This is a genomic window from Streptomyces sp. HUAS TT11, from assembly GCF_051553595.1.
GTDB lineage: Bacteria > Actinomycetota > Actinomycetes > Streptomycetales > Streptomycetaceae > Streptomyces.
The window spans coordinates 3,915,087-3,937,465 of the sequence record NZ_CP196184.1 but is presented as its reverse complement, the minus strand read 5'-3'; the positions used below and the strand labels follow the sequence as shown (position 1 = coordinate 3,937,465).

At 72.0% G+C, this 22,379-nt stretch carries 25 protein-coding genes; 19 read left to right on the top strand and 6 right to left on the bottom strand.

All coding sequences use genetic code 11. From position 1 onward, the window contains the following. The first annotated feature begins 15 nt into the window (after positions 1-15). The 6 genes from ACSHXN_RS17495 (at position 16) to ACSHXN_RS17470 (ending at position 5,387) form a co-directional block, all read left to right on the top strand. Positions 16-387 carry a holo-ACP synthase gene (locus ACSHXN_RS17495; RefSeq protein ID WP_115976072.1) on the top strand — a complete coding sequence of 124 codons (372 nt, stop codon included), beginning with the start codon at positions 16-18 and terminating at the stop codon, positions 385-387. Positions 388-427: 40 nt separating this feature from the next. Continuing rightward, on the top strand, positions 428-1,873 hold the full coding sequence (locus tag ACSHXN_RS17490) for an NAD(P)H-hydrate dehydratase (protein ID WP_438303325.1): 1,446 nt from the start codon (positions 428-430) through the stop codon (positions 1,871-1,873). A 120-nt stretch (positions 1,874-1,993) separates the two neighbouring features. Then, a complete protein-coding gene (gene alr, locus ACSHXN_RS17485) occupies positions 1,994-3,157 on the top strand; it encodes an alanine racemase (protein ID WP_438303324.1) in 1,164 nt (387 codons plus the stop codon). 71 nt (positions 3,158-3,228) lie between these two features. Beyond that, positions 3,229-4,458, top strand: a complete 1,230-nt coding sequence (locus ACSHXN_RS17480) for an alpha/beta fold hydrolase (RefSeq protein ID WP_355137254.1) — start codon at positions 3,229-3,231, stop codon at positions 4,456-4,458. Then, entirely contained in the window at positions 4,427-4,957 is a 531-nt protein-coding gene (tsaE, locus tag ACSHXN_RS17475) for a tRNA (adenosine(37)-N6)-threonylcarbamoyltransferase complex ATPase subunit type 1 TsaE (protein WP_438303323.1), read from the top strand. The genes ACSHXN_RS17480 and tsaE overlap by 32 nt, the downstream gene beginning before the upstream one ends. 247 nt (positions 4,958-5,204) lie before the next feature. Next, positions 5,205-5,387, top strand: coding sequence for a hypothetical protein (locus tag ACSHXN_RS17470; RefSeq protein ID WP_355137258.1), 183 nt, complete (start codon positions 5,205-5,207; stop codon positions 5,385-5,387). A 45-nt stretch (positions 5,388-5,432) separates the two neighbouring features. On the opposite strand, the gene ACSHXN_RS17465 is transcribed toward ACSHXN_RS17470, so the two are convergent. Beyond that, the gene (locus ACSHXN_RS17465; protein WP_355137260.1) at positions 5,433-5,987 is read right to left on the bottom strand and encodes a hypothetical protein; all 555 of its coding nucleotides are present in this window, start codon (positions 5,985-5,987) and stop codon (positions 5,433-5,435) included. Between the two features lie 178 nt (positions 5,988-6,165). Between ACSHXN_RS17465 and tsaB the strand changes: the two genes are divergently transcribed. The 7 genes from tsaB (at position 6,166) to ACSHXN_RS17430 (ending at position 11,764) form a co-directional block, all read left to right on the top strand. Beyond that, entirely contained in the window at positions 6,166-6,819 is a 654-nt protein-coding gene (gene tsaB, locus ACSHXN_RS17460; RefSeq protein ID WP_355137262.1) for a tRNA (adenosine(37)-N6)-threonylcarbamoyltransferase complex dimerization subunit type 1 TsaB, read from the top strand. Beyond that, the gene (gene rimI, locus ACSHXN_RS17455) at positions 6,816-7,346 is read left to right on the top strand and encodes a ribosomal protein S18-alanine N-acetyltransferase (RefSeq protein ID WP_355137264.1); all 531 of its coding nucleotides are present in this window, start codon (positions 6,816-6,818) and stop codon (positions 7,344-7,346) included. Before tsaB ends, rimI begins: the two co-directional genes overlap by 4 nt. Then, the gene (tsaD, locus tag ACSHXN_RS17450) at positions 7,339-8,436 is read left to right on the top strand and encodes a tRNA (adenosine(37)-N6)-threonylcarbamoyltransferase complex transferase subunit TsaD (RefSeq protein WP_438303322.1); all 1,098 of its coding nucleotides are present in this window, start codon (positions 7,339-7,341) and stop codon (positions 8,434-8,436) included. The genes rimI and tsaD overlap by 8 nt, the downstream gene beginning before the upstream one ends. Further along, on the top strand, positions 8,433-8,690 hold the full coding sequence (locus tag ACSHXN_RS17445; RefSeq protein ID WP_438303321.1) for a hypothetical protein: 258 nt from the start codon (positions 8,433-8,435) through the stop codon (positions 8,688-8,690). Before tsaD ends, ACSHXN_RS17445 begins: the two co-directional genes overlap by 4 nt. Before the next feature lie 141 nt (positions 8,691-8,831). Then, positions 8,832-9,917: an LCP family protein gene (locus tag ACSHXN_RS17440; protein ID WP_355137270.1), complete on the top strand. Its 1,086-nt coding sequence runs from the start codon at positions 8,832-8,834 to the stop codon at positions 9,915-9,917. A gap of 168 nt (positions 9,918-10,085) precedes the next feature. Continuing rightward, positions 10,086-10,442, top strand: coding sequence for a YciI family protein (locus ACSHXN_RS17435; RefSeq protein WP_059127210.1), 357 nt, complete (start codon positions 10,086-10,088; stop codon positions 10,440-10,442). A 44-nt stretch (positions 10,443-10,486) separates the two neighbouring features. Continuing rightward, positions 10,487-11,764 carry an RNA polymerase sigma factor gene (locus ACSHXN_RS17430; RefSeq protein ID WP_438303320.1) on the top strand — a complete coding sequence of 426 codons (1,278 nt, stop codon included), beginning with the start codon at positions 10,487-10,489 and terminating at the stop codon, positions 11,762-11,764. A 3-nt stretch (positions 11,765-11,767) separates the two neighbouring features. Here the strand turns inward: ACSHXN_RS17430 and ACSHXN_RS17425 are convergent, their stop codons facing one another. Next, entirely contained in the window at positions 11,768-12,940 is a 1,173-nt protein-coding gene (locus ACSHXN_RS17425; protein WP_355137272.1) for a THUMP-like domain-containing protein, read from the bottom strand. A gap of 260 nt (positions 12,941-13,200) precedes the next feature. Here ACSHXN_RS17425 and ACSHXN_RS17420 point away from each other — a divergent pair, with 260 nt between their 5' ends. The 3 genes from ACSHXN_RS17420 to groL all read left to right on the top strand — a co-directional run bounded on the left by ACSHXN_RS17420 (position 13,201) and on the right by groL (position 16,319). Beyond that, positions 13,201-13,995 carry a polysaccharide deacetylase family protein gene (locus ACSHXN_RS17420; protein ID WP_356111248.1) on the top strand — a complete coding sequence of 265 codons (795 nt, stop codon included), beginning with the start codon at positions 13,201-13,203 and terminating at the stop codon, positions 13,993-13,995. A gap of 242 nt (positions 13,996-14,237) precedes the next feature. Further along, on the top strand, positions 14,238-14,546 hold the full coding sequence (gene groES, locus ACSHXN_RS17415; protein WP_003998759.1) for a co-chaperone GroES: 309 nt from the start codon (positions 14,238-14,240) through the stop codon (positions 14,544-14,546). A gap of 147 nt (positions 14,547-14,693) precedes the next feature. Beyond that, positions 14,694-16,319 carry a chaperonin GroEL gene (groL, locus tag ACSHXN_RS17410; protein WP_355137276.1) on the top strand — a complete coding sequence of 542 codons (1,626 nt, stop codon included), beginning with the start codon at positions 14,694-14,696 and terminating at the stop codon, positions 16,317-16,319. Between the two features lie 180 nt (positions 16,320-16,499). On the opposite strand, the gene ACSHXN_RS17405 is transcribed toward groL, so the two are convergent. The 3 genes from ACSHXN_RS17405 to ACSHXN_RS17395 form a co-directional block, all read right to left on the bottom strand. Then, positions 16,500-17,207, bottom strand: a complete 708-nt coding sequence (locus ACSHXN_RS17405; protein ID WP_355137278.1) for an ester cyclase — start codon at positions 17,205-17,207, stop codon at positions 16,500-16,502. Positions 17,208-17,314: 107 nt separating this feature from the next. Then, positions 17,315-18,088 (bottom strand): SDR family NAD(P)-dependent oxidoreductase, encoded by a 774-nt coding sequence (locus tag ACSHXN_RS17400; RefSeq protein ID WP_355802485.1) that lies wholly within the window; start codon positions 18,086-18,088, stop codon positions 17,315-17,317. Positions 18,089-18,177: 89 nt separating this feature from the next. Then, complete coding sequence (locus tag ACSHXN_RS17395; protein ID WP_355137282.1) at positions 18,178-18,852, bottom strand: MOSC domain-containing protein; 675 nt, start codon at positions 18,850-18,852, stop codon at positions 18,178-18,180. Positions 18,853-18,932: 80 nt separating this feature from the next. Here ACSHXN_RS17395 and ACSHXN_RS17390 point away from each other — a divergent pair, with 80 nt between their 5' ends. Beyond that, positions 18,933-19,829 carry a LysR family transcriptional regulator gene (locus ACSHXN_RS17390; protein ID WP_355137284.1) on the top strand — a complete coding sequence of 299 codons (897 nt, stop codon included), beginning with the start codon at positions 18,933-18,935 and terminating at the stop codon, positions 19,827-19,829. Between the two features lie 168 nt (positions 19,830-19,997). Here ACSHXN_RS17390 and ACSHXN_RS17385 read toward each other — a convergent pair whose 3' ends face one another. Next, a complete protein-coding gene (locus ACSHXN_RS17385; protein WP_355137286.1) occupies positions 19,998-20,330 on the bottom strand; it encodes a WhiB family transcriptional regulator in 333 nt (110 codons plus the stop codon). Positions 20,331-20,711: 381 nt separating this feature from the next. On the opposite strand from ACSHXN_RS17385, the gene ACSHXN_RS17380 reads away from it, so the two are divergent. Together ACSHXN_RS17380 and ACSHXN_RS17375 are read left to right on the top strand one after the other, a co-directional pair. After that, positions 20,712-21,323, top strand: coding sequence for a response regulator transcription factor (locus ACSHXN_RS17380; RefSeq protein WP_003948568.1), 612 nt, complete (start codon positions 20,712-20,714; stop codon positions 21,321-21,323). A 257-nt stretch (positions 21,324-21,580) separates the two neighbouring features. After that, the gene (locus ACSHXN_RS17375; RefSeq protein ID WP_355137288.1) at positions 21,581-22,156 is read left to right on the top strand and encodes a sigma-70 family RNA polymerase sigma factor; all 576 of its coding nucleotides are present in this window, start codon (positions 21,581-21,583) and stop codon (positions 22,154-22,156) included. The last annotated feature ends 223 nt before the right edge of the window (positions 22,157-22,379 follow it).

Here is a 22,379-nt window from a genome sequence, read left to right as displayed (position 1 = left end):
CGTAGGGTGCTCCGTATGAGCATCATCGGGGTCGGCATCGACGTGGCCGAGATCGACCGGTTCGCGGCGTCGTTGAGGCGCACGCCGGGTCTGGCCGAACGCCTCTTCCTGCACCAGGAGTTGCTGCTGCCGAACGGGGAGCGGCGCGGTGTCGCGTCCCTGGCCGCACGGTTCGCGGCCAAGGAGGCGGTGGCCAAGGCCCTGGGCGCGCCTGCCGGGCTGCACTGGACCGACGCCGAGGTCTACGTCGAGGACAGCGGCCAGCCGAGGCTGCGGGTGACGGGCACGGTCGCGGTCCGCGCCGCCGAACTCGGCGTGAAGTCCTGGCACGTGTCGCTCAGTCATGACGCGGGCGTGGCGTCGGCGGTCGTCGTGGCGGAGGGGTAGGTCCGGCCCCGACCGGCGGTCGTGAGGGAGACTCGACGGCATGCGTACTGCGTACAGCGTGGAGACGGTGAGGGCGGCCGAGCGTTCGCTCATGGCACGGCTTGCGGAGGGTGCGCTGATGCAGCGTGCCGCCGCCGGACTGGCCGCGGCCTGCGCCCAGTTGCTGCGACGGGTGTACGGCAGCCGGGTGGTGCTGCTGGTGGGCAGCGGGGACAACGGCGGTGACGCCCTGTACGCCGGGGCGCGGCTGGCCCGGCGCGGAGCGGGCGTCACGGCGGTGCTGCTCGCGCCGGAACGGACCCATCAGGGCGGGCTCGCGGCCCTGCGGGCGGCGGGCGGCACGGTCGTGCCGGGCGGCCCCGAGTCCGTGGACGCGGCCGAGGAGCCGATCAGGCGTGCCGACCTCGTGGTCGACGGAATCGTCGGGATCGGCGGCAAGGGCGGCCTGCGGCCGGACGCCGCGCGGCTCGCCGCGTTCGTCGGGCAGTCGCGGGCGGCCGTCGTCGCCGTCGACCTGCCGAGCGGGGTGGAGGCGGACACCGGCGAGGTGCTCGGCCCGGCCGTACGGGCCGATCTGACCGTGACCTTCGGCACCCACAAGCCGGCCCTGCTCATCGACCCGGCCCGGGAGTACGCCGGTTCCGTACGCCTCGTGGACATCGGGCTCGACCTGCCCGGGCAGGCCGAACTCGAGGCGCTGCAGCACGCGGACGTGGCGGCGCTGCTGCCCCTGCCGCAGGCCGAGAGCGACAAGTACCGGCGCGGGGTGGTCGGCATCGCCGCCGGATCCGCGCGCTACCCCGGGGCGGCCGTGCTCGCGGTGTCGGGCGCGCTGCGGGGCGGGGCGGGGGCCGTGCGGTACGTGGGGCCCGCCGGGGCAGCGGTGATCGCTCGCTTCCCCGAGACGCTGGTCTCCGACACCGGGCCCGCGAAGGCGGGGCGGGTGCAGGCGTGGGTCGTGGGGCCGGGCGTCGGGGACGACGCGGCGACCGTGGCGGAGGTGCTGGCCGCGGACGTGCCCGTGCTCGTCGACGCCGACGGGTTGCGGCTGGCCGACCGGGACACCGTCCGGGGGCGCGGCGCGCCCACCCTGATGACCCCGCACGCGGGGGAGGCCGCCGCACTGCTCGGGGTGTCGCGCGAGGAGGTCGAGGGAGCCCGGCTCGCGGCGGTACGGGAACTGGCGGCGCGTTACCGGGCGACCGTGCTGCTCAAGGGTTCCACCACGCTGGTGGCGGACGCCGGGGGCGGGCCCGTCCTGGTGAACGCCACGGGCACGCCCTGGCTCGCCACCGCCGGGAGCGGGGACGTGCTGTCCGGGTTGTCCGGTTCACTGCTCGCATCGGGTCTTTCCGCCCGGGACGCGGCCGGCGTGGCGGCGTATCTGCACGGTCTCGCGGGCCGGTACGCGGCGGACGGCGCACCTGCCGGGGCACACGACGTGGCGAACGCCGTCGCGGAGGCCTGGCGGGACGTACGGGGCTGATCGGCCGCCCGAGCAGCCCCGGGCGACCGCCCCGCCCGCGGGACGTCACCGCCGTGGCGGACGGCACGCGCCGCACCGGCGTCGAAGAGGCGGGGGAGCCCTCTGAGAGACTGGGGCGCGATGACAAGTACTGAGACGGCACCTCTGCGCGCCCGTGCCGAGATCGACCTGGCGGCTCTGCGGGCGAACGTCCGTGCCCTGCGCGCCCTCGCTCCCCGCGCCGCCCTGATGGCCGTGGTGAAGTCGGACGCGTACGGCCACGGAGCGGTGCCGTGCGCCCGCGCTGCCCTCGAAGCCGGTGCCGAGTGGCTCGGCACGGCCACGCCCGAGGAGGCGTTCGCGCTGCGCGAGGCGGGCCTGCACGGGCGTGTCCTGTGCTGGCTCTGGACCCCGGGCGGGCCCTGGCGCCGCGCGATCGAGTCCGACGTCGACGTGTCCGTGAGCGATCTGTGGGCCCTGGAGGAGGTGCGCGAGGCCGCGGCCGCCGCCGGCAAGCCCGCCCGCGTCCACCTCAAGGCCGACACCGGTCTCGGGCGGGCCGGCTGCCAGCCCGCGGACTGGCCGGAACTCGTCGCCGAAGCCCTGCGGGCCCAGGAGGACGGCCTGGTCGGGGTCGTCGGCCTGTGGTCGCACTTCGCCTGCGCCGACGAGCCGGGACATCCCTCGGTCGCGTCCCAACTCGGCCGCTTCCGCGAGATGGTGGCGTACGCCGAGGAGCAGGGCGTACGGCCCGAGGTGCGCCACATCGCCAACTCGCCGGCCGCGCTGACCCTGCCCGAGGCCCATTTCGACCTCGTCCGGACCGGCATCGCCGTCTACGGCCTGTCGCCCAGCCCGGAACTCGGCACCCCGGCGGACCTCGGACTGCACCCGGTGATGACGCTGAAGGCCTCGCTCGCCCTGGTGAAGCAGGTCCCCGGCGGTCACGGCGTCAGTTACGGGCACCAGTACACGACCCCCGGCGCCACGACCCTCGGCCTGATCCCCGTCGGCTACGCGGACGGCGTCCCGCGACACGCCTCCGGCAGCGGCCCGGTCCTGGTCGACGGCAAGCTGCGGACGGTCGCGGGCCGGATCGCCATGGACCAGTTCGTGGTGGACCTGGGCGGCGACGAACCGGCGCCCGGTACGCAGGCGGTCCTCTTCGGCTCCGGCGAGCACGGCGAGCCCACCGCCGAGGACTGGGCGCAGGCGGCCGGAACCATCGCTTACGAAATCGTGACCCGGATCGGATCCCGAGTTCCCCGCGTCTACGTGAATGTGAATGCGGAACAAGATGGGTAACCCACACGGGTGAGGGCGGGTAGCGGAAGGCCGGACGGGCGGAGCAGCCTCCGGCGGGGAGGAAGCAGGTCGTGAGCGAGAGCAGTGCCGAGGTTGTGGAGGCCGTCACCGGTGCCACGGCCTCCGCCGGCGGGAGCTGGCGCATAGCCGGTATCGCCGGCGCCGCGATAGGCGTGGTGGCCGCGGGCGCCGCCGCCGGCGTCGCCATAGAGCGGATGACGGTCGGCCGCGGCATGCGCCGCAAGGCCCGGCTCGCCCTCGACTCGACGGGACCGTACGGCACCCTGCGCGGTGTCCCCGGCAAGGCCTCCGCGGACGACGGCACCGCGCTGTACTACGAGATCGACGACATCGAGCCGGAGGGCGCAGCGGTCCCGCGCCGCCGCCGGCTCTTCGGGCGCAAGGCGCCGGCACCGGTCACCGTCGTCTTCAGCCACGGCTACTGCCTCAACCAGGATTCCTGGCACTTCCAGCGGGCCGCGCTGCGCGGTGTCGTCCGCACCGTGCACTGGGACCAGCGCAGCCACGGCCGCTCCGCCCGCGGCATGGCCCAGGCCGAGGGCACGCCGGTCACCATCGACCAGCTCGGCCGCGATCTCAAGGCCGTGATAGACGCGGCCGCGCCCGAGGGCCCCCTGGTGCTCGTCGGCCACTCCATGGGCGGCATGACGGTCATGGCGCTCGCCGACCAGTACCCGGAACTGATCCGCGACCGTGTCGTCGGCGTCGCGCTCGTCGGTACGTCGTCCGGACGGCTCGGCGAGGTCAACTTCGGACTGCCCGTCGCGGGCGTCAACGCCGTGCGCCGCATCCTCCCCGGTGTGCTGAAGGCGCTGGGCCAGCAGGCCGAGCTGGTGGAGAGGGGCCGCCGGGCGACGGCCGACCTGTTCGCCGGGATCATCAAGCGGTACTCGTTCGCGTCCCGCGACGTCGATCCGGCCGTCGCGCGGTTCGCGGAGCGGATGATCGAGGGCACCCCGATCGATGTGGTCGCCGAGTTCTATCCGGCCTTCACCGACCACGACAAGACCAAGGCGCTGGCCCGCTTCGCCGAACTGCCCGTGCTCGTCCTCGCGGGCATCCAGGACCTGGTCACACCCAGCGAGCACAGCGAGGCGATCGCCGGTCTGCTGCCGGACGCCGAACTGGTGCTCGTACCGGACGCGGGTCATCTCGTGATGCTGGAGCACCCCGAGGTGGTCACCGACCGCCTCGCCGACCTCCTGACGCGCTCGGGGGCGGTGCCGGCAGGGGCTACCGTGGGTGGCTATGGAAGCACCAGCACCGTACAGCCCGGCTGAGGCCCCGATGCCGATCGTCAGCACAGAGTTCACCGTCACCTCCCCCGAACAGATGCAGGAGCTGGGGCGCCGACTGGCCGAGCTGTTGCGCGCGGGCGACCTCGTGATGCTGAACGGCGAGCTGGGAGCGGGCAAGACCACGCTGACCCGCGGGCTCGGCGAGGGGCTCGGTGTGCGGGGTGCGGTGACCTCGCCGACCTTCGTGATCGCCCGGGTGCACCCGTCCCTCGGGGACGGCCCCCCGCTGGTCCACGTGGACGCCTACCGGCTGGGCGGCGGCCTGGACGAGATGGAGGACCTCGACCTCGACGTCTCGCTGCCGGACTCCGTCGTCGTCGTGGAGTGGGGCGAGGGCAAGGTCGAGGACCTCACGGACGACCGGCTGCACGTGGTCATCCACCGCGCCGTCGGGGACACCACCGACGAGGTGCGGCATGTGACCCTCATGGGCCTCGGCCGGCGCTGGTCGACCGTGGATCTGACGGCCCTGTCGGCCTGAGCGCCGGCACGGGGCTCCGCCCGGCTCCCCGGAGGCGGAGCCGCCCGGCCGGCGGCGGTCCTCGCGCACGACATGTATCCGCCCGGTCGCGTCCGGCGGCTCCCCCGGTGCGGTGTCCTTCGGTACCCGGCGTTCCGACAACTCGTCGGCAAGATATTGCGCCGCAGGTACCGGGCATGGTCCCATGGGAATCAGTTCGTGGTTAGGTCTACCTAACCATGCGCCCCCGCGACACCAGGAGGCGTCCATGCCGGCTTCAGAACGTGACGAGGCGCAGCCGCGCGTTGCCGCCGGAGCGGCCGGGGTGTCGATGCGGGACCTGCTGGCGGCGTGTGCCGCGGCGAAGGCGGTCTCGACACCGCCGTGCGACCCCGTGCCCCGGGCGCCGCGCACGGCCCACGAGCCCCCGGAACCGCGCAGGGCCGCATAGCCGGAGGCCGGCAGGGCGGGTCTCGCCGAGCGTGCCGCCGTTCGGTTACTTGACGACGACGACTTTCTGACCGGCTGTGGCGAACGTCCACATCGCGGTGCCGTCGGCGCGGGACTCGCGGATGCCGCCCAGCTTCTTCGAGGAGTCGGGCTTGGGCGTGCTGCCGTCGACCGCCGCGCTGAAGCCGAACACCACACCGTCGATCAGTGCGAACCGCACGATGTGCTCGACCGACTTGCCATCGGATCCGGCGCCGGCCGGGTCGCGCGAGGTCACCGCGTACGTGCCGGGCGCCGGATCCACCGTCCCCGGCATCACCGTGAAGGTGCGCCGCACCTTGTTGCCCGCGCCGACCAGCCACACCCGGTCGTCGCCGGTCGAGTACACGACCCGCTCACCGGTGCCGGAGCCGGCGGGCGGCGGCGCCGGGTTCTTCTTGTCCTGCGGCGGCTTCGACGCCGTGGCCGAGGGGGACTTCTTCACCTGGGGCTTGCCGAGCGTGTCGGGCACGTGTGCCGACGCCTGATAGGCGAGGAAACCGACCACGGCGATCGCCGCCGCGGTGAGCGCGGCCACGAATCCCGAGCTGCCCCTAGCCACCTGTGCCCACCTCTCGACCCCGCACGCGGAAGTCTCCGTCAAGCTGTGTCCGTCTCGTACGACTCACCGATTCGGTCCCGGACCGACCGCGTCGTACTGCACTGCTGTGACGGTAGCAGCAGGCACCGCGCGGACCGGCCCGGCCGTGCGCCGGGCGTCGGCGCCGTAGGCTGTTTGCGTGCTCTTGCTCGCTCTGGATACCGCCACCCCCGCCGTGACCGTCGCCCTGCACGACGGAACGTCCGTCGTCGCCTCGTCGAGCCAGGTGGACGCGCGTCGGCACGGGGAACTCCTGCTGCCCGCCGTCGACCGGGTCCTCGCCGAGGCGGGCACGCGGCTCGACTCCGTCACCGGCATCGTCGTCGGTGTCGGCCCCGGTCCGTACACCGGGCTGCGCGTCGGCCTGATGACCGCCGACACGTTCGGGCTCGCGCTCGGCGTGCCCGTGCACGGTGTGTGCACACTCGACGGCCTCGCCTACGCCTCCGATCTCACCGTGCCGTTCGTGGTGGCCACGGACGCGCGCCGCAAGGAGGTCTACTGGGCGCGTTACGACGACTCCCGCACGCGCGTCACCGAACCCGCCGTCGACCGGCCCGCGGACATCGCGGAGGCGGTCGCCGACCTGCCGGCCATCGGGGCCGGGGCGTTGCTCTATCCGGACACGTTTCCGCAGGCGCGGGAGCCCGAGCACGTCACGGCGGCCGCGCTCGCGTCCCTGGCGGTGGAGAAGCTGGCCGCGGGTGAGGAACTGCCTGCCCCCCGACCGCTGTATCTGCGCCGCCCCGACGCGCAGGTGCCCAAGAACTACAAGGTGGTCACCCCCAAGTGACCGTGCCCGTGACGCCCGCGCTGCGCGAGATGCGCTGGTGGGACATCGATGCCGTGCTGGAGCTGGAGAAGGACCTGTTCCCCGAGGACGCCTGGTCGCGGGGCATGTTCTGGTCCGAGCTCGCGCACTCGCGCGGCCCCGAGGCGACCCGGCGCTATGTCGTGGCCGTGGTGGGCGAGCGTGTGGTCGGCTACGCGGGGCTGGCCGCCCAGGGCGACCTGGGCGACATCCAGACCATCGCCGTCGCCCGCGAGCGCTGGGCCACGGGGCTCGGCGGCCGGCTCCTCACCGAGCTGCTGCGGGCCGCGACCGCGTTCGAGTGCGCCGAGGTGATGCTCGAGTGCCGGGTCGACAACGTGCGCGCCCAGAAGCTCTACGAGCGCTACGGCTTCGAACCCATCGGCTTCCGCCGCGGCTACTACCAGCCGGGGAACGTGGACGCCCTGGTGATGCGGCTCAGCACAGCGCCCGACGGCGGTTCCGCTGCGGGCAACTCCTCAGTACAAGGAACCGAGAACAATGGCTGACGAACCCCTGGTCCTGGGGATCGAGACCTCCTGCGACGAGACCGGCGTCGGCATCGTCCGCGGGAGCACCCTCCTCGCCGACGCCATCGCCTCCAGCGTCGACGAGCACGCGCGCTTCGGCGGCGTCGTGCCGGAGGTGGCCTCCCGGGCGCACCTGGAGGCCATGGTGCCGACGATCGACCGCGCCCTGAAGGAAGCGGGGGTGAGTGCGAGGGACCTGGACGGCATCGCGGTCACCGCCGGACCCGGGCTCGCGGGCGCGCTGCTGGTCGGTGTCTCGGCGGCGAAGGCGTACGCCTACGCGCTGGGCAAGCCGCTCTACGGGGTCAACCACCTCGCCTCGCACATCTGCGTGGACCAGCTGGAGCACGGCGCGCTGCCGGAGCCGACGATGGCGCTGCTGGTCAGCGGCGGGCACTCCTCGCTCCTGCTGTCCACGGACATCACCTCCGACGTGCGGCCGATGGGCGCGACCATCGACGACGCTGCGGGCGAGGCGTTCGACAAGATCGCACGCGTGCTGAACCTCGGCTTCCCGGGCGGCCCGGTCATCGACCGGTACGCTCGGGAGGGCGACCCGGAGGCGATCACGTTCCCGCGGGGTCTGACCGGTCCGCGCGACCCCGCGTACGACTTCTCCTTCTCCGGCCTGAAGACGGCCGTGGCCCGCTGGATCGAGGCCAGGCGGGCGGCGGGCGAGGAGGTGCCGGTGCGCGATGTGGCCGCCTCCTTCCAGGAGGCGGTGGTCGATGTGCTGACCCGCAAGGCCGTCCGGGCCTGCAAGGACGAGGGCGTCGACCATCTGATGATCGGCGGTGGCGTGGCGGCCAATTCGCGGCTGCGCGTGCTGGCCCAGGAGCGCTGCGAGACGGCCGGGATCCGGCTCAGGGTGCCCCGCCCCAAGCTGTGCACGGACAACGGCGCGATGGTCGCCTCGCTGGGCGCGGAGATGGTCGCCCGGGGCCGGGCGGCGTCCGACTGGGACCTGTCTGCGGACTCGTCGCTGCCGGTGACGGACCCTCATGTGCCGGGCAACGCGCACTCCCACGACCACGTCCACGAGGTGAGCAAGGAGAACCTGTACTCGTGACCGTCGCGCTGATGTGGGAGGCGCGTGCGGTCGCCGGCCGGGGCGAGGAACTGGTGTCCTGGGCGCGGGCGCAGGAGCTGACGCCCCCGCCCCTGCGCCGGGAGACGCTTCGTGCACCCCAGGACCGCGTCCTCGTCATCACCTGGTGGGACGCGGACCACGCCGCGGATCTCCCCGAACTCCCCGAACCGGACGGCCGGTTGGTCACCCGGGCGGTGCACCGCTGGCGCTTCGAGTCGGTGGCCGTGGACTGAGGCGGCAGGGCCCTCGGCCGAGCGGCCCGAGGTGCCGGGCGCCCGCACCGTATGCCGGTGGACGGCTGAGCGGGCGGTAAGAAGCGTGAGATTTTCCGAAGAATGACGCACTGGGGTCCCTGCTCCCCATAATTCGGACTTATGTTCCTGCGCGTGACTTCAGAAGACGCGCACGGGGACGGCAAGGGTGGCGAAGCGCGGCGGGGCGGTGGACGGACCCGTCTGATCAGGGCCGCGGGAGTCCTTGTCGCCTGCGGCCTCGTTCTGGCGGTGGCCGGGGCGGGTTGGGCCTACTGGCACCTCAACCAGAACATCAAGAGCGTCGACATCGACGGGGCCCTGGGCAGCGATCGGCCCTCGCCCGTGGTGACGACCCCGGCGCCCTCGGCCTCGGCTTCGGCCTCCGCCTCTCCGCTGCCCAGCGGCGTGCTGAACCTCCTGGTCCTCGGCTCCGACTCGCGCAGCGGCCGGGCGAACGCGGCACTCGGCGGCGGCGACAGCTCCGGGGCCCGCTCGGACACGGCGATGGTGGTGCACGTCGACGCGGGCCGCACCGGGGCGACGGTGGTGAGCATTCCGCGCGACACCCTGGTCACCCGCCCGTCGTGTCCACTGCCCTCGGGCGGTACGACGGCGGTGGCGTACGGCTCGATGTTCAACAGCGCGTACTCGGTGGGCGGCCCGGCCTGCGCGGTGAAGACGGTCGAGTCGATGACGGGCATCCGCATGGACCACTACCTTGAGATCGACTTCTCGGGATTCGCGAAGCTGGTGGACACGCTCGGCGGGATCACGGTCACCACCGACCAGGACATCGACGACGACAAGAGCCATCTGCATCTTCAGGCGGGCACCCACCGGCTCGACGGCGAGCAGGCCCTGGCGCTGGCCCGCACACGGCACGGCATAGGCGACGGCAGCGACCTCGGCCGCATAGGCCTGCAGCAGAAGGTGGTGAAGGCACTGCTGGAACAGATCGCGTCGACGCAGCTGCTGACCGACCCCACCGCCCTCTACCGGGTCGCGGACGCGATCACGGGCGGCCTGACCACGGACACCGGCCTGGACTCGCTGCCGGAACTGGTGCGCTTCGCCCAGAGCCTGCGGGGACTGACGTCGCAGAACATGAAGACGGTGATGATGCCGGTGGTGCCGGCCGCGTCCGATCACGATCGAGTGGTGGCCGAGGAACCATCGGCGAGCGCGCTGTGGAAGTCGCTCCGGTGACGCCTCCGGCCCGGACCTGAGCGCCGGACCTGAGCGCCGGACCTGCGGCGACGACCGCGGAAAAAGATTCCGCGAAAAAGTTCGCGGCTCGTGTCGATGCGCGCCGTCCCCGTTCGACGCAGGGGTGAGAGGCCGGGAAGGACCCGGTCGCCGTATCGAGGAGTCACCATGCCGCGTTACATGTCGCTCGTGCGCATCGACGAGACCACCGCGCCCCAGGAGGGCCCGAGCCCCGAGCTGATGGAACGCATGGGGGAGCTGATCGAGGAGGTCACCAAGGCCGGGGTGATGCTCGACACCGCCGGGCTGACGCCGACCGCCCAGGGCACCCGGGTGCGCTGGGAAGGGGGAGAGCTCTCCGTCACGGACGGTCCCTTCACCGAGTCCAAGGAGGTCATCGGCGGCTACGCGATCATGCAGTGCAAGGACATGGCCGAGGCGATCGAGTGGGCCAAGCGCTTCGTGAAGGTCCACGAGGAGTTCTGGACGGTCACCTGTGAGGTGCGGGAGATCGTCCAGGGCTGAGCTCCCTTGGCGCTCGTCCGCCGGTGGGTGTTGCATGGTGGGCTGTGGAACATCAGCCCACCCGCTCCCCGGCCGCGGGCGACCCCTCCCGCGTGATCGAGACCGTCTTCCGGATGGAGTCGCCGCGCGTCATCGCCGGTGTCGCCCGGATCGTGCGCGATGTGGCCATCGCCGAGGAGCTGGCGCAGGACGCACTGGTGGCCGCCCTGGAGCGGTGGCCGCGCGACGGCGTGCCCGACAACCCCGGCGCCTGGCTGATGGCCACGGCCAAGCACCGCGCGATCGACCTCGTGCGCCGCCGGGAGCGGTATGCGCGCAAGCTGGCGGAGGTCGGCCGGGACCTGGAGGCTACGCCGTACCACGTCGACGAGCCGGCCGATCCGGACGACATCGACGACGATCTGCTGCGGCTCGTCTTCACGGCCTGCCACCCCGTCCTGTCCGCCGAGTCCCGCATCGCGCTCACCCTGCGTCTGCTCGGCGGACTGACCACGGCCGAGATCGCCCGTGCGTTCCTCGTTCCGGAGACCACCGTCGCCCAGCGCATCGTGCGGGCCAAGCGCACCCTCGCGGCGAAGGGCGTCGCCTTCGAGGTGCCCTACGGGCCCGAGCGGGACGCGCGGCTCGGATCGGTGCTCGAGGTCATCTATCTGATCTTCAACGAGGGGTATGCGGCCACCGCGGGTGACGATCTGCTGCGCCCCGCCCTGTGCGAGGACGCGCTGCGGCTGGCCCGTGTGCTCGCCGAGTTGATGCCCAAGGAGCCCGAAGTGCACGGGCTCGCCTCGCTGCTGGAGTTCCAGGCGTCCCGCTCGGCCGCCCGCACCGGACCGAACGGCGAGCCGGTGCTGCTCGGGGACCAGAACAGGACCCGCTGGAACCGCCTGCTCATCGCCCGCGGTGTGACCGCGCTCGGCCGCGCCGACGCGGTCGCCACCGGGGCCCCCGGCCCGTACGCCCTCCAGGCCGCGATCGCCGCGTGCCACGCCCATGCGCACCGGTACGAGGACACGGACTGGGCGCGCATCGTCGCCCTCTACGGTCTGCTGGCCGCCCGGTCGCCGTCGCCCGTCGTCGAGTTGAACCGTGCGGTCGCCGTCTCGATGGCCGAGGGGCCGGGTCCGGCCCTGGAGATCGTCGACCGTCTGGCGGGCGAACCCGCCCTGCGCGGCTACCACCTGCTGCCGAGTGTCCGCGGCGATCTGCTGGCCCGGCTGGGGCGCACGGCACAGGCCCGTGGGGAGTTCGAGCGCGCCGCCTCGCTCGCCCGCAACGAGCGGGAGCGGGAACTGCTCCGGGCGCGTGCGCAGGACTGCCGCTGAACCCTAGGCCGGGTGCCCGAGCAGCATCGTCGGCGCACCGGCCACCCGGGTCAGGAACACGGTCACGGCGTTCGGCCCGTGCGGTCTGGGCAGGACCTTCCGCCGCAGCTCCTCCGGCTCGACCGCCGAGCCGCGCTTCTTGACGGTCAGGACCCCGACCTCCCGCTCCCGCAGCAGCGCCTTCAGCCTCTTCACGTTGAACGGGAGCCGGTCGGTGATCTCGTACGCGGTGGCGTAGGGCGAGTCGCGGTGCTCGTCCGCCGTCACATACGCGATCGTCTCGTCGAGCAGACCGCCGTCGAGTTCCTCCGCCACCTCCGCGACCAGGTGCGCGCGGATCGCGGCGCCGTCCGGCTCGTAGAGGTAGCGGCCGGGCGCGCGCACGGGCGGGTCGGGCAGCGCGCGGCCGCGCAGCACACGCGGGCCGGGCAGCAGGGTGGCGCGTACGAGCCCCGGCTGCGTGCCGAACCAGAGCACGGCCTCCTTCACATCGCCGCCGTCCGAGATCCATTCGGCCTCCGCGGCGGTGGGCACCGCCTCGTGCGGGATGCCCGGTGCGACCTTCAGGGCCGCGTGCGGGGCCGTCAGGGCCGTCGCCACGGCCCAGGACAGCGGGGGCGAGTACGCCTCGGGATCGAAGATCCGGCCGCGCCCGCCGCGCCGCGCCGGATCGACGAAGACGGCGTCGTAGGCGGACACGTCCACGTCCGTGACGTCCGCCTCGCGCACCTCGATCAGTGCGGACAGGCCCAGCGCCTCGGCGTTCGCCCGCGCCGCCGCGGCCGTCAGCGGGTCCCGGTCCACGGCGAGGACCCGGATGCCGGCCCGGGCGAACGCGATCGCGTCGCCGCCGATGCCGCAGCACAGATCGGCGACCGAGGTCGCGCCGAGTTCCCGCAGCCGGCCCGCGCGGTGGGCCGCGACGGCGGCCCTGGTGGACTGCTCGACCCCGTTCGCCGTGAAGAACATCCGCCCCGCGTCCTCGGGGCCGAACTTCGCCGCCGCCCGTTCGCGCAGCCGCGCCTGTGCGAGGGCCGCCGAGACCAGGTCGGCGGGGTGTGCGCGGCGCAACCGGGTGGCGACGGCCAGTTCCTGCGCCGGAGCGGTGCCGCGCACCTCGTCCAGGAGAGCACGGCCCTCGGGGGTGAGCAGGGAGGCGAAGGAGAGGTCGTTCACCCGGTCATTGTCGACCAGTCGGTGGACCGCGTGCGTCCGGCCGCGGTGTCGGCCGGACGGGGGCGCCGGTCGCTGGAAGGATCCGACACCATGTGGCTCGTACGACAAAACGACGAAAAGTGGGCCAGGTGTCCCTTGCGGCGTGCTGTTCCGGCGGTGAAGCGCGCGGGCAGGAGTACGGCGGGCGTTCACGTGCCGCAACGGTTCCCGCGCAAGGCCACGGACGGGGGGTTCGCGGGGGCGGGCGCGGAGGTCCGTCCGTGAGGGCACGGCCGTGGCCGCGGGCCCTGCTCGCCGGGACGCTCGCCGCCGTGCTGCTGTCCGGCTGCGCCCAGTCCGTCGACCCGATCGAACGGCTGGGCAAGAAGGCGGCGCAGAAGGTGCAGCGTTCGGATCGGGCGTACCGCCGCTGGGGTCTGAGCGCTCCGCTCGCCCCCGCGCCCCGGCCGGCCCGGCCCGCGGGCGGCCCGGTCCGAACGGGAGGCGGGCTGCCACCGGTCCTCGATCGCGTCCCCACCCATGACAGGGTCGTCTTCCTGACGTACGACGAGGACGTCGAGGCCGACCCCCGGTTCGTGGACATGGTCCGTGAACTGCGGCTCCCGGTCAGCGTGTTCCTCACGGCCGACGGCGCCGGGCCGAAGGGTGCGGATGCCGCGCGCCTGCGGGCGGCCGGTGCGGCCGTCCAGAACCACGCCCTGGGCCACGCCGTGCTGCGCGGCCGCCCCTACGGCGAACAGCACGCCGAGATCTGCGGACAGCGGGACCGGCTGACGGCGCGCCCGGGCCCGGGCCCCCGGCTGCTCCGCCCACCGCACGGCGTCTACGACCGCACCACCCTCCGCGCGGCGGCGGACTGCGGCGTCACGGCGGTGGTCCTGTGGCGCCCCGTACCGGAACGGTTCGGCGTCGGCGCACCCCTGCACCCGGGCGACATCGTCCGCCCGTGTGGGACCGGCCGCCCACTCGCCTCCCCGACCGCGGAGACGGCCCGCCTCCTGCGCCGCATCCAGGCGAGCGGGTTCACGGTGGCCCGCCTGGAGGACTACCTGTAGCGCGGGCCGGGGAACGGGGTGCGGAACGATCCCCGGGTCAGCCCGTATTCCGCGCCGCGCCGCGGCCGACTGGCACTCCGCTTGACCGAGTGCTAATCGCGGTCATAGTCTCGGCTCTGGCACTCGGCAGTGACGAGTGCCAACAAAGCGACGGGCAGGTCCGGCACCCGCGACGACGGATCCACCTGGTCGCCACCTCAGACAGTTAACCCCGTGAGATCTCCGAAGGGGGAGGTCGGATCGTGACGACCACCAGCTCCAAGGTTGCCATCAAGCCGCTCGAGGACCGCATCGTGGTCCAGCCGCTGGATGCTGAGCAAACCACCGCCTCTGGCCTGGTCATTCCGGACACCGCCAAGGAGAAGCCCCAGGAGGGCGTCGTCCTGGCCGTGGGCCCGGGCCGCTTCGAGAACGGCGAGCGTCTTCCGCTCGACGTGAAGACCGGCGACATCGTGCTGTACAGCAAGTACGGCGGCACCGAGGTGAAGTACAACGGCGAGGAGTACCTCGTCCTCTCGGCTCGCGACGTGCTCGCGATCATCGAGAAGTAATTCACCGAAGCAGATTGCTCTGAACTGCGCCCCTGGCCCCCCGCGACCGATCAGCCGGGCGCCGGGGGCGCGGTTCGTTCTTCACCGTGATGACGGCTGTTCCCCGAGGGCTGCCGGGCATCGCATCCGAGAGGACTGAAACGCTCCATGGCGAAGATCCTGAAGTTCGACGAGGACGCCCGTCGCGCTCTCGAGCGCGGCGTCAACAAGCTTGCCGACACGGTCAAGGTGACGATCGGTCCCAAGGGCCGGAACGTCGTGATCGACAAGAAGTTCGGCGCGCCCACCATCACCAACGACGGTGTCACCATCGCCCGTGAGGTCGAGATCGAGGACCCGTACGAGAACCTCGGCGCCCAGCTGGTGAAGGAGGTGGCGACCAAGACCAACGACATCGCGGGTGACGGTACGACCACCGCCACCGTGCTCGCCCAGGCGCTGGTGCGCGAGGGCCTGAAGAACGTCGCCGCGGGTGCCTCCCCGGCCTCCCTGAAGAAGGGCATCGACGCGGCCGTCGCCGCGGTCTCCGAGGACCTCCTCGCCACCGCCCGCCCGATCGACGAGAAGTCCGACATCGCCGCCGTCGCCGCGCTGTCCGCCCAGGACCAGCAGGTCGGCGAGCTCATCGCCGAGGCGATGGACAAGGTCGGCAAGGACGGTGTCATCACCGTCGAGGAGTCCAACACCTTCGGTCTCGAGCTGGACTTCACCGAGGGCATGGCGTTCGACAAGGGCTACCTGTCGCCGTACTTCGTGACGGACCAGGAGCGCATGGAGGCCGTCCTCGACGACCCCTACATCCTCATCAACCAGGGCAAGGTCTCCTCGATCGCGGACCTGCTGCCGCTGCTGGAGAAGGTCATCCAGGCCGGCTCCTCCAAGCCGCTGCTGATCATCGCCGAGGACGTCGAGGGCGAGGCTCTGTCCACGCTCGTCGTGAACAAGATCCGCGGCACCTTCAACGCCGTCGCGGTGAAGGCCCCCGGCTTCGGCGACCGCCGCAAGGCGATGCTGGAGGACATGGCCGTCCTCACCGGCGCCACGGTCATCTCCGAGGAGGTCGGCCTCAAGCTCGACCAGGTCGGCCTGGACGTGCTGGGCTCCGCCCGCCGCGTGACGGTCACCAAGGACGACACGACCATCGTCGACGGCGGTGGCAAGTCCGGTGACGTCACCGGCCGTATCGCCCAGATCAAGGCCGAGATCGAGAACACCGACTCCGACTGGGACCGCGAGAAGCTCCAGGAGCGTCTTGCCAAGCTGGCCGGCGGCGTGTGCGTGATCAAGGTCGGCGCCGCCACCGAGGTGGAGCTGAAGGAGAAGAAGCACCGTCTGGAGGACGCCATCTCCGCGACCCGCGCCGCGGTCGAGGAGGGCATCGTCTCCGGTGGTGGCTCCGCTCTGGTCCACGCCTCCAAGGTGCTGGACGGCGGCCTCGGCAAGCAGGGCGACGAGGCGACCGGTGTCGCCATCGTCCGCCGCGCGGTCGTCGAGCCGCTGCGCTGGATCGCCGAGAACGCCGGCCTCGAGGGCTACGTCATCGCCTCCAAGGTCGCCGAGCTCGAGAAGGGCCAGGGCTACAACGCCGCCACCGGCGAGTACGGCGACCTGATCAAGGCCGGTGTCATCGACCCGGTCAAGGTCACCCGCTCCGCCCTGGAGAACGCCGCCTCCATCGCCTCCCTGCTGCTGACGACCGAGACCCTGGTCGTCGAGAAGAAGGAAGAGGAGGAGCCGGCCGCCGCCGGCCACGGCCACGGTCACTCCCACTGACGCGAGCCCACAAGCGGTACTGAGGCCCGGCACCCTCGGGGGTGCCGGGCCTTGCGCTGTCCGCCCCCGACCCGCCGGCCGCCGATGGCGCGCTCCGCCGGACGCTTCACCCCGCATCCGCCCGACCCATGGCAACGGGACCCGGCCGGGCGGGTTCGCGGCCCGACGGCCCGGTGCCTTCTAGGCCTCCAGCACGTCCAGTTCCCCCAGTTGTGCCATCAGGCCCAGCCGGTCGTACTGCCACCAGCCCTCGACGATCTTCCCGTCGGCTCCGCACCGGAAGACGGTCGTGCCGGTCATGGTGACCTCCCTGCCCGTGGGCGGGATGCCGAGGAACTCACCCGTGTGCCGGCCCTTCCAGGACCAGCGGGTGCACACCTTGTCCCCCTCGGCGATCTGGTCCTCGACGGTGAACGCGAAGTCGAAGCCCGCCCGCCACTCCCGGATCTCGCGCCGCATCGCGTCCATCCCGATGGTGTCCTGCTCGTTGGCGGGATCGTGGTCGTGGTAGTTCTCGGCGAGCAGTCCGTCGAGCGGCGACAGCTCGCCCCGGGCGGCGACGACGTCGAAGTACCGCCGTACGTTCGCCACGTACAACTGCTCGTCCCGCACCACCACCAGGTCCGTGAAGACGGGCATCTCGTCGCAGAGGGCGATCATGTCGTGGAAGATCTGGTCGGTCTCCGGGAGGTTCGAGGTCCGCATCGCCTCCTCGTAGGAGGGGAACTCCACGATCTCGATGAAGTGCGAGGCGTCCGACCTGTCCTTGCCGATCAGGCTGTGTGTGGCGCTCCGTCTGCCGCCGGTCTGCTCGAGCCATGTGTCCACGAGCCGGTTCATCTCGTCGAACCGGCTGGTCCTGCAATCGATGAGCTGCACGAATGTCATGACGCCGCCTCCGGCCCCCCTGGGTCCGGCAGATACGCCCATCCTCCCACCCGAGGGGCGGCGTCACCTCTCCCGCCGAGGCCCGCGCCTGCGGCACCGCACGGTCGCTACTGCGGTCCGAACCTGCGCCCCGTCCGGGTGGTGATCCCGCCCAGCAGCGCACGCGGCGTCATCTTGACCACACCCATCAGCGCCTTGTACCGAGGGTCGGGAATGGACACCGTCCTGCCCCGGCCCAGATCCGCGAGGGCGGTGGCGACCAGCTTGTCGGCGTCCAGCCACATCCAGCCGGGGATGCTCTCCGTCCCCATTCCGGCGCGGTCGTGGAACTCCGTGCGCACGAAGCCGGGGCACAGCACCATCAGCCGTACGCCGGTCCCGGCCAGTTCCCGCGCCGCGCCCTGGGTGAACTGCACGACCCACGCCTTGGACGCGCCGTACGTGCCGCGCGGGACGAACGCCGCCACCGAGGCCACGTTGACGATCCCGCCGCGGCCACGGGCGCGCATCGGCTCCGCCGCCGCGCTCGTCAGCCGCAGCACCGCCTCGCAGTGCACCTTGAGCATGCGCAGCTCGTCCGCCATGGGTACGTCGAGATAGCGGCCCTTGTTGCCGAAGCCCGCGTTGTTGACGAGCAGGTCGACCGGGTTCTTCGGCTCGGACAGGCGCGCGGCCACCGCCTCGATGCCCTCGTCGGTGGCGAGGTCCGCGGTCAGCACCTCCGCCTCGATGCCATGCCGGTCGTGCAACTCCGTCGCGTGTTCGCGCAGCCGCTTGGTGTCGCGCGCCACCAGGACGAGGTCATGGCCGTCGGCGGCCAGCCGCCGTGCGAACGCGGCGCCGATGCCCGCGGTCGCTCCCGTAATCAGAGCCGTTGTCATGGGCCAACGATAGTGACCCGGACGGATCGAGTCCGCCTGCCGGACCGGGCCTTTGACCGGCTCCACCGCCAATGTCCCTACCGGGCACGTCAGTTCCCGGCGGGGCGCATCTGCAGGTATCGACGTGCCGCTGCGGCGGTCTCCGGGTGCAGCGCCTCGCCCGCCGCCAACAGGTCCGGCAGCAGATGCCGTTCCGTGGTGGACGCGCGGAACTGAAGGGCGACGGTGATGTCGTGCCCGGGCCGGTGCACGATCTCGATGGGGTCGCCCGTCCGCGTCTCACCCGGTTCGATCACGCGCAGATACGCTCCGGGCGCCCCCCGGTGCGTGAACCGCCTGACCCAGCCCCGCTCGCCCAGGTGTCCCTGGAAGGTGCGGCAGGGGATCCGCCCGGAGGTCACCTCGAGCACCAGCTCGGAGCCCACACGCCAGCGCTCGCCGATCCGGGCGCCGGACACGTCGAGTCCCTCGGTGGTGAGGTTCTCGCCGAACGAGCCGTTCGGCAGCGGGCGGCCCAGCTCGCGCTCCCACGCGTCGAGATCCTCACGGGCGAACGCGTACACCGCCTGGTCGTCGCCGCCGTGGTGGCGCAGGTCGCACACCGCGTCCCCGGCCAGCCCGCTCGCGCCGGTTCCCTTGGGTCCGGGGGCGGTCACGCGCACCGGCCCGTCCACGGGCCGCTTGTCGATGCCCGTCACGCCCAGCGGCTGGTCGGTGTAGTCGACGGCCACGGGTCGGCCCAGATTCAGAGACAGAAGCTTCATGTCCGCACCGTAGGCGACGAAAGGTCAAAGCGTCGACGCAATATCTGCCGCCTTGTCCAAGAATCCCTTATGCTTTCAGGGTGATCGAGGCTCGACATCTCCGTGTGCTGCGTGCCGTGGCCGCCACCGGTTCCTTCTCCGCGGCGGGGCGCGAGCTGGGCTGCACCCAGCCCGCGGTCAGTCAGCAGATGAAGGCGCTCGAGGCGACGGCCGGTACCCCCCTGCTCGTCCGCAACGGCCGCGAGATGCGCCTGACCCAGGCCGGCGAGGCGCTGGTGCGGCACGCGGCGGGCATCCTCGCCGGGCTGACCGCCGCCGAGGAGGAGGTCGCCGCCATCGCGGGCCTGAGAGCCGGCCGCGTCCGCCTCGTCTCCTTCCCGAGCGGCAGTTCCACCCTCGTGCCCACCGCGCTCGCCGCCCTGCGCGCCGCGCATCCCGGCACCCGCGTCTTTCTGGAGGAGGCGGAACCGCCCGAGTCCGTGGAGACGCTGCGTGCGGGCGACTGCGACATCGCGCTCGCGTTCCGCTACGAAGGGGCCGCCGACGCCGAGGAGTGGGACGACCTGGTCGTCCGCCCGCTGCTCGTCGACCGTCTCGTCGGGCTCGTTCCCGAGGGGCACCGGCTGGCGCGCGCGGAGTCGGTCGCCATCGGCGAGCTCGCCGGGGAACCGTGGATCGCGGGCTGCCCGCGCTGCCGCGGTCAACTGGTGCAGGCATGCGAGAGTGCGGGCTTCACGCCCCGAATCGACTTCGCGACCGACGACTATCCGGCGGTGGTCGGCCTGGTCGGCGCCGGTCTCGGTGTGGCAGTGCTGCCGCAGCTCGCGATCGAGTCCGTGCGGCCGAGGGGTGCGCGGCCCGTCACGCTGGAACCCGCGGTGCGGCGGGAGGTCGTCGCGCTCACCCTGCCGGATCTTGCACAGGTGCCCGCGGTGGCGGCGACGCTGGACGAACTGGCGCGGGCGGCGAGCCGATAGGGAGGAGCGGATCCTCCGGATGCGGAGCGGTCCCCCGGGCAGCGGCCCTGTGCGCTCCATCCCCTCGAAGTCCCCCTGTCCCCCTCGTCGCCCCCGAACCGCCTGCCGGGCGGTGCCCACGCCAAAAATGGGCACACCTATGTGCGCCCGTGATGGAGAAACGTTCCTTCAGTTGTTCGAGGAGCTACTGCCCCCGCTGGTCGTGGAGGCCGGTACCAGCCGGTTCCGTGCCCGTCCCATGAGTTCTTCTCGTTCGTCCTCGGTCAGCCCGCCCCACACGCCGTAGGGCTCGCGCACCGCCAGTGCGTGGGCCGCGCACTCCGCGCGTACGGGGCACCTCATACAGACCTCCTTGGCCGAGTTCTCACGAGCGCTCCGGGCCGCCCCTCGTTCGCCCTCCGGATGGAAGAAGAGCGAACTGTCGACTCCACGGCAGGCCGCATGGAGCTGCCAGTCCCACAGATCCGCGTTCGGACCGGGAAGGCGGGAGAAATCTGCCATTGCGTGTCCCCTTGTTGCCGTTCTGGGCGGATATGTGTGTCTCCGACCGTACAACGACGATCTTAGGAGATGAAAATATGACTCATTGCGAATCTAGCCCTAGACACCAGCAAACGGGAAGAAAAGCGGCTAAATGGGGCATAGGTTGTGGTGAAAGTTCGAGGGTCCGCCGCGCATGTCTGCACCGTGTCCGCGCCCTCACGTACAGTGCCGAAGATGGCTTGCTGCACCGTAACTCTTTCGAGTGACCATCGTTGAGAGTGCGGAGGCGGTTGAAACAACAAGCGCTCGGGCAGGCGTCCGAGGGCGTCGACCGCACAGGTGACGATTCGTACCAGCCTGGAGGCTCAAGGTGACGCGCATCAGCTGCGGAGGGCGGTCATGACATCCGTCCTCGTCTGCGACGACTCCCCGCTTGCCCGAGAGGCGCTCCGCCGCGCGGTGGCGACCGTGCCCGGCGTCGAGCGCGTGACGACGGCAGCCAACGGCGAGGAAGTCCTCCGCCGCTGGGGGGCCGACCGCTCGGACCTGATTCTGATGGACGTACGCATGCCCGGTCTGGGCGGCGTCGAGACCGTGCGGCGTCTGCTGTCCGCCGACCCCGGTGCGCGCATCATCATGCTCACCGTCGCCGAGGACCTGGACGGTGTGGCGCTCGCGGTCGCCGCCGGCGCGCGCGGATATCTGCACAAGGACGCCTCGCGCGCCGAGCTGCGGGCGACCGTGACGCAGGCCCTCGCCGACCCGACCTGGCGGCTCGCGCCGCGGCGGCTGCGCTCCGCCGAGATGGGCGCCGCGCCGACACTCACCGCGCGTGAGATCCAGGTGCTCGAGGGCATGAGCCACGGCCGCTCCAACGCGGAGATCGGTCGCGAGCTCTTCCTGTCCGAGGACACGGTGAAGACGCACGCCCGGCGGCTGTTCAAGAAGCTCGGCGCCTCGGACCGCGCGCACGCCGTGGCGCTCGGCTTCCGCTGGGGCCTGGTCCGCTAAGTGGATCACCGCGGGGGTACGCGGATCCCCGCCTACCGCACGGTGGGCGGGGTTGGCAACACGGCCCGCCGGGTGCCCGCTGCTCGTTTCGCCGCGGATGCCGCATCCTTGGAGGTGTGGAGTTCCTCGGGGACGAGTCGATCGAGCGGGAGGGGAGGGCGCAGGAGATGAGTTCCGGCGCACCTGCTCATAACGCTTCGGTGCACAACTACGAACGCGGTGCCACGGACCGGACCACGCCAAGGCACCATGGACCGATGCGCGACGACGAGACAACGGTGATCGGTGCGCTCGTCCATCGTGCCGTCGACGGCGACGAGCAGGCGACCCATGACCTGCTCGCGCACGTCCATCCACTGGCGCTGCGCTACTGCCGTACGCGGCTGTCCCGTCTGCCCGGAGACGCCCGGCACTTCGTCGAGGACCTGGCGCAGGAGGTCTGCGTCGCCGTCCTCCTCGCGCTGCCGCGTTACAAGGACACCGGGCGCCCCTTCGAGGCGTTCGTCTTCGCGATCGCCGCGCACAAGGTCGCGGACCTTCAGCGCGCGGCGATGCGCCATCCCGGCTCGACGGTGGTTCCGTCGGACGAGATGCCGGAGCGCCCGGACGACTCCCTCGGGCCCGAGGAGCGCGCGCTGCTCAGCAGCGACGCCGAGTGGGCCAAGAAGCTCCTGGCCAACCTGCCCGAGAACCAGCGCGAGCTGCTCCTGCTGCGCATCGCGGTGGGCTTGACCGCCGAGGAGACGGGTCAGATGTTGGGAATGTCACCGGGAGCGGTGCGGGTGGCCCAGCACAGGGCCCTGAGCAGGCTGCGCGCGCTCGCGGAGCAGTAGACACGGCATCGCCCGCGGGGCGGCGGTCGCCCGCGGTGGTCATGATCCGCCGGCTCCGGGCCGGTGCCGGCCGAGCACGGCGATCCGTGCCCCGGCCCCCATAGGAACAGGCGTTCCCTCGGTTCCGTACGAACCTACGAAGCCGAGGGTCACATCGAACCGTGGAATGAGAGAGCCGTGCTTCCCGTTAGCATGGACATCCGCACCGATCAAGGCCATTTGG